Source organism: Massilia sp. 01N410, from assembly GCF_056399665.1.
This window is the reverse complement of the sequence record NZ_JBFTRV010000014.1, coordinates 65604-78382: the sequence shown is the minus strand read 5'-3', so window position 1 is coordinate 78382 and position 12779 is coordinate 65604. Positions and strand designations below refer to the sequence as shown.

General features: G+C 65.3%; 14 protein-coding genes. 7 read left to right on the top strand and 7 right to left on the bottom strand.

Features of this window, described 5'->3' with window-relative positions; translation table 11 throughout:
- Nucleotides 1-17: 17 nt before the first annotated feature.
- Nucleotides 18-1211: an aminotransferase class I/II-fold pyridoxal phosphate-dependent enzyme gene (locus AC1DOP_RS18520; RefSeq protein ID WP_442122407.1), complete on the bottom strand. Its 1194-nt coding sequence runs from the start codon at nucleotides 1209-1211 to the stop codon at nucleotides 18-20.
- A 198-nt stretch (nucleotides 1212-1409) separates the two neighbouring features.
- Here AC1DOP_RS18520 and AC1DOP_RS18515 point away from each other — a divergent pair, with 198 nt between their 5' ends.
- Nucleotides 1410-2729 carry a carbohydrate porin gene (locus AC1DOP_RS18515; RefSeq protein WP_477252669.1) on the top strand — a complete coding sequence of 440 codons (1320 nt, stop codon included), beginning with the start codon at nucleotides 1410-1412 and terminating at the stop codon, nucleotides 2727-2729.
- Between the two features lie 8 nt (nucleotides 2730-2737).
- Here the strand turns inward: AC1DOP_RS18515 and hemW are convergent, their stop codons facing one another.
- Both hemW and rdgB read right to left on the bottom strand, forming a co-directional pair.
- On the bottom strand, nucleotides 2738-3994 hold the full coding sequence (gene hemW / locus AC1DOP_RS18510) for a radical SAM family heme chaperone HemW (RefSeq protein ID WP_442122405.1): 1257 nt from the start codon (nucleotides 3992-3994) through the stop codon (nucleotides 2738-2740).
- Complete coding sequence (gene rdgB / locus AC1DOP_RS18505; RefSeq protein WP_442122404.1) at nucleotides 3991-4581, bottom strand: RdgB/HAM1 family non-canonical purine NTP pyrophosphatase; 591 nt, start codon at nucleotides 4579-4581, stop codon at nucleotides 3991-3993. Before rdgB ends, hemW begins: the two co-directional genes overlap by 4 nt.
- Before the next feature lie 111 nt (nucleotides 4582-4692).
- Between rdgB and AC1DOP_RS18500 the strand changes: the two genes are divergently transcribed.
- Nucleotides 4693-5136 (top strand): nuclear transport factor 2 family protein, encoded by a 444-nt coding sequence (locus AC1DOP_RS18500; RefSeq protein ID WP_442122403.1) that lies wholly within the window; start codon nucleotides 4693-4695, stop codon nucleotides 5134-5136.
- Here the strand turns inward: AC1DOP_RS18500 and AC1DOP_RS18495 are convergent.
- Nucleotides 5133-6203: a glycoside hydrolase family 43 protein gene (locus AC1DOP_RS18495; protein ID WP_477252666.1), complete on the bottom strand. Its 1071-nt coding sequence runs from the start codon at nucleotides 6201-6203 to the stop codon at nucleotides 5133-5135. The two genes, AC1DOP_RS18500 and AC1DOP_RS18495, sit on opposite strands and share 4 nt — an antisense overlap.
- Nucleotides 6204-6462: 259 nt before the next feature.
- Here AC1DOP_RS18495 and AC1DOP_RS18490 point away from each other — a divergent pair, with 259 nt between their 5' ends.
- Together AC1DOP_RS18490 and AC1DOP_RS18485 are read left to right on the top strand one after the other, a co-directional pair.
- Nucleotides 6463-7671, top strand: coding sequence for a cation:proton antiporter (locus AC1DOP_RS18490; protein WP_477252664.1), 1209 nt, complete (start codon nucleotides 6463-6465; stop codon nucleotides 7669-7671).
- 13 nt (nucleotides 7672-7684) lie between these two features.
- A complete protein-coding gene (locus AC1DOP_RS18485; RefSeq protein ID WP_477252662.1) occupies nucleotides 7685-7807 on the top strand; it encodes a hypothetical protein in 123 nt (40 codons plus the stop codon).
- A gap of 12 nt (nucleotides 7808-7819) precedes the next feature.
- Here the strand turns inward: AC1DOP_RS18485 and rph are convergent, their stop codons facing one another.
- From rph to AC1DOP_RS18470, 3 genes are read right to left on the bottom strand one after another with little or no spacing between them, the layout of a single operon-like run.
- Complete coding sequence (gene rph, locus AC1DOP_RS18480) at nucleotides 7820-8554, bottom strand: ribonuclease PH (RefSeq protein ID WP_442122399.1); 735 nt, start codon at nucleotides 8552-8554, stop codon at nucleotides 7820-7822.
- 11 nt (nucleotides 8555-8565) lie between these two features.
- Nucleotides 8566-9495 carry a PP2C family protein-serine/threonine phosphatase gene (locus AC1DOP_RS18475; protein WP_442122398.1) on the bottom strand — a complete coding sequence of 310 codons (930 nt, stop codon included), beginning with the start codon at nucleotides 9493-9495 and terminating at the stop codon, nucleotides 8566-8568.
- Nucleotides 9496-9505: 10 nt separating this feature from the next.
- Nucleotides 9506-10477 carry a serine/threonine protein kinase gene (locus tag AC1DOP_RS18470; RefSeq protein WP_477252659.1) on the bottom strand — a complete coding sequence of 324 codons (972 nt, stop codon included), beginning with the start codon at nucleotides 10475-10477 and terminating at the stop codon, nucleotides 9506-9508.
- Between the two features lie 118 nt (nucleotides 10478-10595).
- Between AC1DOP_RS18470 and AC1DOP_RS18465 the strand changes: the two genes are divergently transcribed.
- From AC1DOP_RS18465 to rpoZ, 3 genes are all read left to right on the top strand, one after another.
- Nucleotides 10596-11483 (top strand): YicC/YloC family endoribonuclease, encoded by an 888-nt coding sequence (locus AC1DOP_RS18465; RefSeq protein WP_442122396.1) that lies wholly within the window; start codon nucleotides 10596-10598, stop codon nucleotides 11481-11483.
- Nucleotides 11484-11708: 225 nt separating this feature from the next.
- Nucleotides 11709-12356: a guanylate kinase gene (gmk, locus tag AC1DOP_RS18460; RefSeq protein WP_442122395.1), complete on the top strand. Its 648-nt coding sequence runs from the start codon at nucleotides 11709-11711 to the stop codon at nucleotides 12354-12356.
- A gap of 62 nt (nucleotides 12357-12418) precedes the next feature.
- Complete coding sequence (rpoZ, locus tag AC1DOP_RS18455) at nucleotides 12419-12622, top strand: DNA-directed RNA polymerase subunit omega (RefSeq protein WP_005665923.1); 204 nt, start codon at nucleotides 12419-12421, stop codon at nucleotides 12620-12622.
- Nucleotides 12623-12779: the final 157 nt, after the last annotated feature.

Genomic DNA, 12779 nt, shown 5'->3' with positions numbered 1-12779 from the left:
GGAAATTGGCGGGCAGGTCAGGCGCTCAGGCGCGCCATCACGGACACCACGTGGTCGATCTGCTCGCGCGTATGCGCCGCGTTCAGCATGAAGCGAAGGCGCGCCTGACCCACCGGCACTGCCGGGAACTGGATCGCGTCGACGTGCACGCCCTCGGCCCGCAGCGCGCGCGCGAAATGCTGGCAGCGCGCGGCATCGCCGATCAGCACCGGCACGATCGGCGTGGCGGTCGAGGTCAACTCGTAGCCGAGCGGACGCATGCGCTCGACGAAGTAACGCTGGTTGTCCCACAGGCGCGCGCGGCGCTCCGGCTCTTCCTGCAGGATGTCGAGCGCGGCCAGCAGGGCGTTGGCCTGGTCCGGCGGCGGCGGGCAGGTGAAGCCGTAGGCGGAACTCGTCAGGCGCAGCACGTCGGCCATCTCGCGCTCGAGGGCGACGAAGCCGCCGATCGCGCCGAGCGCCTTGCTCAGCGTGCCCATCTGCATGATGGTCGGGCTGTAGCAGCCGAAGTGTTCGGAGGTGCCGCCGCCGTTCGCGCCCAGCACGCCGGTGGCGTGGGCATCGTCGATGTACAGGATGGCGCCGTAGCGCTCGGCCAGCTGGGTCAGCTCGGGCAGCGGCGCGATCGTGCCTTCCATGCTGAACACGCCGTCGCTGACGATGATCGGGCTGTAGCCGTCGGCCGCCTTGAGCAGCGATTCCAGGTGGTCCATGTCCGCATGGCGGTAGGTGTGGCGCACGGCGCCCGACATCAGGATGCCCTCGCGGATGCTGATGTGGTTGTACTCGTCCGTGAAATAGGCGTACTTGCGCCGCGTCTTGGCGCGGTAGCCGTGCAGGCGCGCGAGCATGCCGGCCTTGGTCAAGGTCGACAGCACGCCGATATTGGTCATGTAGCCGGTGACGAACAGCACCGCGTCGGTCTTGTGCTTGAGGGCGCCGAGGCGGCGCTCCAGCTCGCGGTACACCGGCAGGTCGCCGCCCAGCAGGCGCGACTCGCAGTTGCCGACGCCATAGCGATCGAGGCCGGCCTTGGCGGCATCGACCAGGCGCGGATGGTTGGCCAGTGCAAGGTAATTGTTGGTGCTGAAGGAGACGGCCGCTTCGCCGTTGACCCGGAACACCGGGTCGGGCAGCGTGTCGTGCACCGCCGATTCGTGATGGATGGCGTGGCTTCGCAGCCAGTCGGCGATATCGCTCAGGTCGTGCATGGTGATCGTGTGGCGGTGTGAAGAAGGATGGCGGGGCCAAAGGCCCACGTGCGGAGTGCGTGCAGTATAGGTGCGGCTGAACAGTGGAAATATTACGGTTCGGTAATGTCGTTGTAAGCACGCACGGATGACCAATCTGTAATGACACCGTCATACGACGCGGCTATCATGCGTGCGCTGTCACGAAGTGAGATTCCGATGTTCCGTTTTACCCAACAACAAGCCGCCTGGCTGCTGCTGGCCGCGCTGGCCCCGGCGGGCGCGCGCGCCGACGAACTGCCGCGGGAAGAAACCTGGAATGCCCACGCCCAGGCCACCTGGGTCTGGCAGCTCAAGCCTTCCTTCCCTGCCGCCTACAGCGGGCCGAACAGCCTGTCGCCGCAGCGCGAGACCGGCTATTCCTTCAGCGCCACCGCCGCCTTCGGCCTGCGCCCCTGGGCCGGGGGCGAACTCTATCTCGACCCGGAACTGGTGCAGGGCAAGGCCTTCTCTGGCCTGCACGGCCTGGGCGGCATGAGCAACGGCGAGCAGCAGAAGACCAGCGGCCCCAACCCGACGCTGTACCGCGCGCGCCTGTTCCTGCGCCAGACCTGGAACCTGGGCGGCGAACGGCAGGCGGTGGAATCCGACCTGAACCAGCTGGCGGGTGCGGTCGATAGCCGGCGCCTGGTGCTCACGGCCGGCAACCTGGCCGTCAGCGACATCTTCGACAACAACGCCTATGCCCACGACGCCCGCAGCGAGTTCATGAACTGGGCCCTGCTGGCGCATGGGGCATGGGACTTCGCGGCCGATGCCCGCGGCTATACCTGGGGCGCGGCGCTCGAGTACTACGACGGTCCGTGGGCGGTACGCGCCGGACGCTTCATGATGCCGGCCGAATCGAACGGCCTGCCGCTCGACAAGCGCATCTTCCGCCACTACGGCGACCAGCTCGAAGTCGAACGCGCCACCTCCTGGCTGGGCCAGCCCGGCAAGCTGCGCCTGCTGGCTTTCCGCGACCGCGCGCGCATGGGCGGTTTTCGCGATGCGCTGGCGGCGGCGGACGGCGGCATTCCGGACGTGGCGCAGGTGCGCCGCGAACGCAGCAAGACCGGATTCGGGGTGAGCGCCGAACAGGCGCTCGGCGAGAATGCGGGCGTGTTCGCGCGCGCCAGCTGGAACGACGGCCGCTCGGAGACCTATGCCTTCGCCGAGATCGAGCGTTCCGTCTCCGCCGGGGTCACGCTGCAAGGCGCGGCCTGGGGCCGGGCCGGCGACAGCCTCGGCCTGGCCGTCGTGAGGAACGGCCTGTCGGCCGCGCACCGCGCCTACCTGGCCGCCGGCGGCGTCGGTGCCTTCATCGGCGACGGCCGCCTCGACTACCGCCCGGAATCGATCGCCGAGGCCTACTACAAGATTCCGCTCGCGAAGGGTGTCGAGCTGACGCTCGACTTCCAGCACATCGCCAACCCCGGCTACAACCGGGCGCGCGGGCCGGTCGACGTCGGCTCGCTGCGCCTGCACCTGTCGTACTAAAATCAGTACTAGTCCGCCAGGAACATCTCCTGCAGGTCGTTGAGGAAGCGCTGTCCCAGCTCGGTCGGCTTGATGAGCTTGAAATCGCGGTCGATCAGGCCTTTCGCTTCGGCTTCGTTGAGGGCCTTCTCGATCATGGTGATGGACAGCCCGGTGCGCTCGCCGAACAGGTTCGGATCGAAGCCGCCGGTCAGGCGCAGCGCGTTGAGCATGAACTCGAAGCCCATGTCGGCGCGCGCGATCTCGTGCTCCTCGCTCACCGCATTGCCCTTTTGCGCCGCCTCGATGAAGGAAGCCGGCTGCTTGTAGCGCACCTGGCGCAGCACGCGGTGCGGGAAGGACAGCTTGGAGTGGGCGCCGGCGCCGATGCCGAGATAGTCGCCGAAGCTCCAGTAATTCAGGTTGTGGCGCGCCCGGTGTCCCGGCTTGGCATAGGCCGAGACCTCGTAGTGCTCATACCCTGCCCCCGCCATCTTCTCGAGGATCATGTCCTGGATGTCGGCGCTCTCGTCGTCGCTGGGCAGCTGCGGCGGATACTTGGCGAACACCGTGTTCGGCTCCATCGTCAGGTGGTACAGCGACAGGTGGGGCGGCGCGAAGGAGAGCGCGGTATCGATGTCGCGCTTTGCCTCATCCAATGTCTGCCCGGGCAGCGCGAACATCAGGTCGAGGTTGAAGTTGTCGAAGTTGGCCTGCGCGATCTCGACAGCCTTCCTCGCTTCGTTCTCGTCATGGATGCGGCCCAGGGCCTGCAGGTGCCTGCCGTTGAAGCTCTGGATGCCGATCGACAGGCGGTTGATGCCGCTGGCGCGGTAGGCCTTGAACTTCTCGGCCTCGAAGGTGCCGGGATTCGCTTCCATCGTGATCTCGGCATTGATCTCCAGCGGCAGCAGGGTGCGCAGGTCGGACAGCAGGCGGTCCAGCGCGGCCGCCGACATCAGGCTGGGCGTGCCGCCGCCGATGAACACGGTGTGGATCTTGCGGCCCCAGATCAGCGGCAGCGACTGTTCGAGGTCGGCGCGCAGCGCGTCCAGGTATTCCTGCTCCGGGGCCAAGCCCTTCGATTCGTGCGAGTTGAAGTCGCAATAGGGGCATTTGCGCACGCACCAGGGCCAGTGGATGTACAGCGACAGCGGCGGCAGCGCCGCCAGGTTCAGGGAACCGGGCTGCAGGTATTGCAGGGCGGCGGTGGCCGGGGAACGCATGTCGTTCGAACTGCGAGTGCCGGCCGGGACGCCGTTGCCGACGGGTTTAATCGGGATCATTTCAGTTTCAGCTTGTCGACCAGTGCGCGGATCGCCTGGCCCCGGTGGGAAATCGCGTTCTTTTCGGCCGGCTCCAGCTCGGCGGTGGTCTTGCCCAGTTCCGGGATCAGGAAATGGGGGTCGTAGCCGAAGCCGTTGGCGCCGCGCGGCGCATCCACGATCCGGCCGCGCCAGATGCCGTCGGCGATCACCGGCTGCGGGTCGTCGGCGTGGCGCACGTAGACCAGCACGCAGTAGTAATAGGCGGACTTGTCGGCGTGGCTTGCGAGGTCCTGGATCAGCTTCTCGTTGTTGCGGGCGTCCGACTTCGGCTCGCCGGCATAGCGCGCCGAGTATACGCCGGGCGCGCCGCCGAGGGCGTTCACGCACACGCCGGAATCGTCGGCCAGCGCCGGCAGGCCGGTCAGGCGCGAGGCGTGGCGGGCCTTCTGCAGGGCGTTCTCGACGAAGGTGCCGAAAGGCTCTTCCGCTTCGGGAACGTTGAATTCGCCCTGCGGATGCAGTTCGAAGCCGATCGGGGACAGCAGCTGGGCAAATTCCTTGAGCTTGCCTGCGTTATTCGAGGCAAGGATGAGGCGTTGGGTCATGGTCTTGTTGGAAAGCGCGGGGAAGGCCATATTTTAGCCGTCTTGACTTATCCGGGTGCGGTACTAGGCTGATTCATCGGCCACATGGGGCCGAGTCACTGGAGAGATGTCATGGACGCACAACAAAACAAGCAAGTGATACAGGAAGCTTACCGTCTGTTCCTGAACGGCGACATCCGCGGCGTGATCGAACGCTGCGACGACAATGCGGAATGGACCAGCCCGGACTCGGAATACATCCCCTTCGCCGGCACCTTCCACGGCAAGCAAGGCATTGCGGATTTCTTTTCCCGGCTGGACGCCAATGCGCAAGCCCTGCGCTTCGAACCGCGGGAATTCGTGGCGGAAGGCGACAAGGTCATCGTCCTCGGGCATGCCACGTGGCAGGCCAAGCCGACCGGACGCAGTTTCGATACCCCCTTCATCCACGCGTTCACCATGCGTGACGGCAAGGTGATCCGATTCGAAGCGCATGCCGACACGGCGGCCGGCGAACGGGCTTTCCGTTCAGACCAGTCCGCCCAGCCTTCCATGCCGAGCCAGCTGCACCATTAAACGCCAGGGCCGAGAGGACGTGGCGCCACCCCTTCATTGCTCATGACCACCGGCCGGATCGTGCCGTCCTCATTGAAGATCATCCGGTCGATGGCCATCTCGCGGTGGTGGCCGTTGTCGTCGCCCAGCGGCCGGCGGTGATAGACGATATACCAGTCGTCGGTCCCCGGCACGTTCACCACCGAATGGTGCCCCGCGCCGCGTGCGATCTTGCCGTCCTGCGCCAGGATCGTGCCGATGCGCTTGAACGGCCCGACGGGCGAGGAACCCATCGCATAGGCGACGCGGTAGTCGGGCCCGGTCCAGCCGCCTTCCGACCACATCAGGTAGTACACGCCCTTGCGCTTGACCATGAAGGAGCCTTCCACATAGTCGGGGTCGGGCGTGATTTCCTTGTAGGTCGTGCCGTCGGGGAAAGGCAGCACGCTCAGCAGGTCCGGCGCCAGCCTGACCACGTTGGCGTGCTTCCAGCCGCCGTAGTATATATAGAACTGGGCGTCGTCGTCCCTGAACACCATCTGGTCGATCGGCTGGGCGCCGTTGACGATCTCGCCGATCAGCGGCTTGCCGATGGCATCCCTGAACGGTCCCTCGGGGCGGTCGCTGACGGCCACGCCGATGCCGCCCGGCTGGCCGTTGCTCTTGATGTCGTTGGCGCCGAAGAACAGGTAGTACCTGCCCTTGTGCTCGATCGCCGACGGCGCCCAGACCGCGTAGGCGGCCCAGGCGACGTTTTCGACGTCGAGCACGTGGCGATGTCTGGTCCAGTGCACCAGGTCCGGGGAAGAAAAGGCGTCGAGGAAGGTCTGCTTCAGGTAGGGCTCCCAGATCAGCTCCTTCTGCGCGCGCATCTTCTCCTGCGCGGCCGTGAAGCGGGTGGAACGGTCCTGCTTGCCGTAGTCGTCGGAATAGGTCGGGTAGATCCAGTACTGGCCCTTGAAGATGCGGATTTCGGGATCGGCGTACCAGCCGGGGACGATCGGGTTGGCCGCCTGTGCGAGGGTGCCGGCGGCGGCCATCCACAGCGAGATCGCGGCGTGGCTTACGAGACGTGGATACTTTTTCATCACTCTCATCGATGTCAGTCGAAGTGGTCATTCCCAAAACTATTATCGCCGACGAAAAAGACGAATGTTCCGAAAGCGCCGCTCGTCCACGTCTGTTTCGTGGTTTCGCGATAAACGAATCATTTGCCGCCGCTATTTACCTATCAAGACATGGAGGCTGTTTGGAAACGCTCCCATTTCCACCGGAAATTGCTTTGCATCGTGTTAATTGTTCGCTAGCATCCCGCCATTACATGATTACGTAATCCCGAGGAGACCCATGAGCACCACCGAAATCTTCCTGCTCGCGATGCTGCTGATCTTCGTCGCGCCCTACCTGGTCTGGCGTCTCTTCAGGACCGATTACTTCGCCCCGCTGGCCATCGTCCAGATCATCATGGGCATCGTGCTGGGGCCGGGCGTGGTCGGTGCACTCTTCCCCGAATACCACCGCTTCGTCTTCAATCCCGACGTCGTGAAGACCCTGAACGGCGTCGCGCAATGGGGCGTGATGCTGTTCGTGATGCTGGCCGGCGTCGAACTCGACCTCAAGAAGGTCTGGCAGTACCGCCGCGAAAGCGCGACCGCGGCCGGCCTGTCGCTCGGCATGCCGCTGCTGTTCGGCTGCGGCGCCGCCCTCCTGCTGGTCCATTACGAAGGCTGGATGGGACCGAAGGCCGCGACCTGGCAGTTCATGCTGGGCACCGGCATGGGTTGCGCGGTGACCGCGCTGCCGGTGCTGGTGCTGCTGATGGAGAAACTCGACATCCTGCGCCAGCCGATGGGCCAGCGCATCCTGCGCTACGCCAGCCTCGACGACGTCGCCATCTGGGGCGTGCTGGCGCTGATCATGCTCGACTGGGAACGCGTGGGCCGCCAGCTCGGCTTCCTGCTCGCGTTCGCCATCTTGACCGTTTTGTTCCGCCGCCTGATGGCGCGCCTGCCGCGCAGCGACCGCTGGTACGTCGCCGTGATCTGGCTGATCGCCTGCTCCTTCGGCGCCGACTGGGCCGGCCTGCACTTCATGGTCGGCGCCTTCCTGGCCGGCGTGGTGATGGACGCCGAGTGGTTCGGCCAGGACCAGCTCGACGCCCTGTTCAAGAACGTGCTGCTGGTGCTGATGCCGGTGTTCTTCCTCAGCACCGGCCTGCGCACCAAGTGGGACCTGGGCGGCTACCAGGTGTTCTTCGTCGGCGGCCTGCTGCTGTTCGCGTCGGTGGCCGGCAAGCTGGCCGGCGCCCGCATCGCCGGCAAGGTCCTCAAGTGGAAGGATGGCGAGGCCTCGATCATCGGCTGGCTGCTGCAGACCAAGGGCCTGATCGAGATCATCTTCGCCAACATCCTGCTCGACAAGCAGATCATCACCAGCGAGACCTTCACGGCCTTGCTGCTGATGGCGGTCGGCAGTACCATGCTGACGATACCCGTGGTGCACCCGAAGCTGAACCGGGCGCAGAACCGCGGATTGGTCAATCAGGCCAGCTCCTGACTTCATGAACCGTATGGCGAGAACGGGACTCACGAAATCCCAGGTCAGGGCCTGTCGCGACCGGCTGCTGGCCGAGGGCCGCTACCCCTTCGTCGACGCGCTGCGCCTGCGGCCGCCGGCGCTGAAGTTCCTCTGATCTGCCGCCGGATTACGCCGCCAGGCCCAGCGCCCGCTTCTGCACGGTCACCAGCTCGCGGATACCCAGCTCGGCCAGGTCGAGCAGGCGGTTCATGCCGGCGCGCGAGAACGCCGCGCCTTCGGCCGTGCCCTGCACTTCGACGAAGTGGCCGAGATCGGTCATCACCACGTTCATGTCGGTGTCGCAGTCCGAATCCTCGATGTAGTCGAGGTCGAGCACCGGCATGCCTTTGTAGACGCCCACCGACACCGCCGCCACGAACTGCTTGACCGGCACCGCGCCGAGCAGGCCCTGGCCGACCAGGGCATTGAAGGCATCGTAGGCCGCCACCATCGCGCCCGTGATCGAGGCCGTGCGGGTGCCGCCGTCGGCCTGGATCACGTCGCAGTCCAGGTGCAGGGTGCGCTCGCCGAAGGCCTGCAGGTCGAACGCCGCACGCAGTGAGCGGCCGATCAGGCGCTGGATCTCCTGGGTGCGGCCGGACTGCTTGCCGCGCGCCGCCTCGCGGTCCATGCGCGTGTGGGTCGAGCGCGGCAGCATGCCGTATTCCGCCGTCATCCAGCCCTGCCCTTTCCCCTTCAGGAAGCCGGGCACCTTGTCTTCGATGCTGGCGGTGCAGATCACCTTGGTGTCGCCGCATTCGATCAGCACCGAACCCTCGGCATGCTTGGTGTACTGGCGGGTCAGCCTGACGTCGCGCAGCTGGTCGACGGTACGGTTGCTGGGGCGGGAAGTGAAGCTCATTGGGGTCCTTGTCATTTGAGTAGCTGGGATGATTTCTCGATCGCGTCGCGGATCTCGGCGATGGCTTTTTCGATGTCATCGTCGTCGAAGTCGTCGGCCATGCCGGCGGCGGCGGGATGCTCGGCCAGGCGGGTCGTGACCTCGCCTTCCGGCAGCATCAGGGTCGAGACCATGCTGTCGTCGCCGGCGGACGGCGCATCATGCGCGCCCTGCCACTGGATGGCGAGGGCGGTGGTGTTGTCGGCGCGCTGGCCGGCGATCGCGGTGGCCATGCCGATCATGTCCGGCACCGCCTGCACGATCGTGTGGGTCGAGAGCTGGTGCACAATCTCGGTGTCGGGCAGGACGCCCCACAGGCCGTCCGAACAGAGCAGCAGGACGTCGCCCGGCTCCAGGCTGGCCTGGCGCGACAGCTCGACCCTGGGCGGCGCCGACGCCCCCAGGCAGCTGTACAGCTTGTTGCGGTCCGGATGGGTGTTGCGCTCGCCGGGGTCGGCCAGGCCCTTGGCGATCAGGTGCTCGATGTGCGAATGGTCGCGCGTGCGCGCCAGGATCTGGCCGCGCCGCAGCCAGTACAGGCGCGAGTCGCCGCAGTGGGCCCAGACGGCGCAGTTGTGCTGGACCAGGCAGGCGACGATGGTGGTGCGCGGATTGTCCGGCATCGCGTGTTCGCGGGCATAGCGCTGGATCGCTTCATGGGCCTGCATGAAGGCCTCTTCGAGGAAGCGCTCCGGCTTCTTCACCCAGGGCGTGGCCACGTTGCGGAACAGGGTCGACATGGTCTGCAGGGCGATGGTCGCCGCGACCTCGCCGCGCTGGTGGCCGCCCATGCCGTCGGCCAGTACCAGCAGCAGGGCCTCGCGGGTGTAGCTGTAGCCCATGCGGTCCTGGTTGACTTTGCGGCCGCCGATATGGCTCTGCTGGTAGACGGAAAACTGCATCGGGTTCCTTTCAGGTCTGGCCGCGGAAGCGGTTGACGAAGCCGCGCCAGCCGGACATCGGCGCTTCCTGTGCCGGGGTCGGCGCCGGCGCATGCGCCGAAGGGCCGGTTTGCAGCACCTTCTGCACCGCGAACACGCTCTGCGGGCGCGCCAGCGGATCCATCGCCAGGCAGGCCCTCACCATCGCCACCAGTTCGGCCGAATAGGCCACGCCGATCTTGTCGATGCGGGCCGCCATCTCGTCCGCGCCCCTGCGCTGGTCGGCCGGCTGCGGCGGCGCCCCGGCCATGCAGGCATAGATCGCGGCGCCGATGCTGTAGATGTCGGTCCAGGGGCCGAGCGTGGCGCCCTTCGCGTACAGCTCGGGGGCGGCGAAGCCCGGCGTGTACATCGGCGCCAGGGTCGGCACGTCGGTGTTGATGGTCTGGCGCGCGGCGCCGAAGTCCAGCAGCAGCGGGGTGCCATCGGTACGCAGGTAGATGTTGGCGGGCTTCAGGTCGAGGTGCAGCAGCTTGTTGGCATGGACCTCGCGCAGGCCGCCGCAGACGCCCTTGAAGGACTGGCGGATGAAGCCCTCGCCGGCGCGCTGCCCCCGCGCCAGCAGGCGCGAGATCTGCTCCTGCAGGGAGTGGCCGGACTCGTAGGCCATCACCATGTAAACCGTGTCGTTGGCGCGGAAGAAGTTCAGCACCCGCACCACGTTCGGATGGACGATCTTCGCCAGCGCCCTGCCCTCTTCGAAGAAGCACTTCAGGCCGATGCGGAAGACCGGCAAGTTGGCCTTCGAAATGCTCGGGGCCAGCTCGCCGGGCTGGCGCAGCGCCAGGGCGCTGGGCAGGTATTCCTTGATCGCGACCGCATTGCCGTCGCCGTCATATGCAAGATAAACAATACTGAACCCGCCGGACGCAATTTTCTTTACAATGCGATATCCGCCAATTTCCAGCCCGTCGGGCAGGGGAGCGTTATTTTGTGCAGCCATTTGGGAAAGTATTCCTTGCGTAACACGGCGATTGTGTGGATAAATCACCGCTTTGTAAAGAATAAACGGCCACTTCAGGGCCTGTGATTATCCGGGGACTCCATTGAGCATTTCTAGCATGACAGGTTATGCGGTCGCCACCAGCGAAGGCGCTGCGGGTACCCTCACGATCGAGATCAAGAGCGTCAATTCGCGCTTCCTCGACCTCCAGTTCCGCATCAACGACGAGCTTCGTGCGCTCGAACCGGACCTGCGCTCGGCGATCATGGCTGCGATCACGCGCGGCAAGGTAGAAGTCCGCCTCTCGTTCGGCCGCAAGGCGGCGAGCGGCTCCCAGGTGCTGAACCACGAGCTGCTGGCCGACCTCGCGCGGCTGCAGGGCGAGGTCACGCGCCATTTCGTGTCCGCTCCCCCGATGACGGTGGCCGAGCTGCTGCGCTGGCCGGGCGTGATCGAGGAAGCCCAGGTGGGCCAGGAGTCGCTGCAGGCCGACGTCGCCGAGCTCACCAAGAAAGTGGTGGCCAACTTCGTCGACAGCCGCCAGCGCGAAGGCGCGGCCCTGGAAGCGATGCTGCTGTCGCGCATCGAATCGATGGAAGCCATCGTCAAGCGCATCATGCCGCTGATCCCGCAGGTGATCTCGCAGTTCCAGCAGAAAGCGGTCGAACGCATGCAGGACGCGCTGGGCCTGGCCGGCCACGGCAATCCGCAGGTGCTGACGCGACAGGAAGTTTTCGAACGAATTCGCCAGGAAGTCACTTTGTATGGCATCCGCATCGACGTCTCCGAGGAGCTGTCGCGCCTGACCGCGCACCTGAACGAGACCCGCCACATCCTGAAGAAAGGCGGCCAGGTCGGCAAGCGCCTGGACTTCATGATGCAGGAGCTGAACCGCGAAGCGAACACGCTGGGCGCCAAGGCTTCGGTCAAGGAGCTGGCGGATGCGTCGATGGAGCTCAAGCTCCTTATCGAGCAGATGCGGGAGCAGGTGCAGAATCTCGAATAATCGCGGGTCAGAGCCCGAATTTCACGGTTGGGCTCTGACCCCGACTGATTAAACGGGTCAGAGCCCCAACTTGGCGGGTGGGCTCTGACCCCGACTGACTATACGCCGGGCTGATTTGCCTGGCGCACGTGGGCACGGGGTGCCCACCCTACATCGATTCGTAGGGTGGGCACTCCGTGCCCACGGACATTATGAATATCGAATACACGTAACAAAGGAACAACCATGCACACCAACGCCTTCTCCGGCAGCCTCTTCATTGTCGCGGCCCCGTCGGGCGCCGGCAAGTCGACCCTGGTCAATGCGCTGCTGGCGCAGGAGCCGGGCATCAAGCTGTCGATCTCGACCACCACGCGTCCGCCGCGCCCGGGCGAGCAGGACGGCGTCCATTACCAGTTCACCACCGCCGAGGATTTCGTCGCCCGCTCCGAGCGCGGCGAGTTCCTGGAGTGGGCCGAGGTACACGGCAATTACTACGGCACCAGCCGCCTGATGGTGGAACAGGAGATGAAGAACGGCACCGACATCCTGCTGGAAATCGACTGGCAGGGCGCGCGCCAGGTGAAGAAGCTGTTCCCGGATGCGGCCGGCATCTTCATCCTGCCGCCGTCGATCGCGGCGCTGGAGGAGCGGCTGCACAAGCGGGGCACCGACGAACCGCACATCATTACGCGACGTTTGCTGGCTGCGGGTGGCGAGATCGCTCACGCTCCCGAGTTCGAGTATGTTATCATCAACGAAGAGTTCAACGTCGCCCTGTCCGAGCTGCAGGCGATTGTCAAAGCGACACGAGCACGATTCGCCCAGCAGGCGGCCCGCAATGCTTCGCTGTTCGCGCAGTTGGGAATCCACGCGCATCAACCGCAAAATTAAACCCTCCGGGGTCATTGGCTGACGCCGATCGACCTCGACCGATCATCATTTTGGAGTAGACCATGGCCCGCATCACCATCGAAGATTGCCTGAAAAACGTCCCGAACCGTTTCCAGCTGACCCTGGCCGCCACCTACCGCGCACGCCAGCTGCTGCAGGGCCACACCCCGAAGGTCGAAGCCAAGGACAAGCCGACCGTCGTCGCCCTGCGTGAAATCGCCGCCGGCAAGGTCGGCCTGGAAATGCTGAAAAAGGTCCCGATGTAATTTTTGGGGTCAGATTTCTTGGCAGATTTCTTGGGGTCGGATCCCGGTTTTTACGCCTGGGATCTGGCCCCAACTGATTTTGGAGCCGGAATCAGTGAATCGAGAATAAGTCGGGGTCAGAGCCCAACCGCATGAACCGGGCTCTGACCCCGACTTA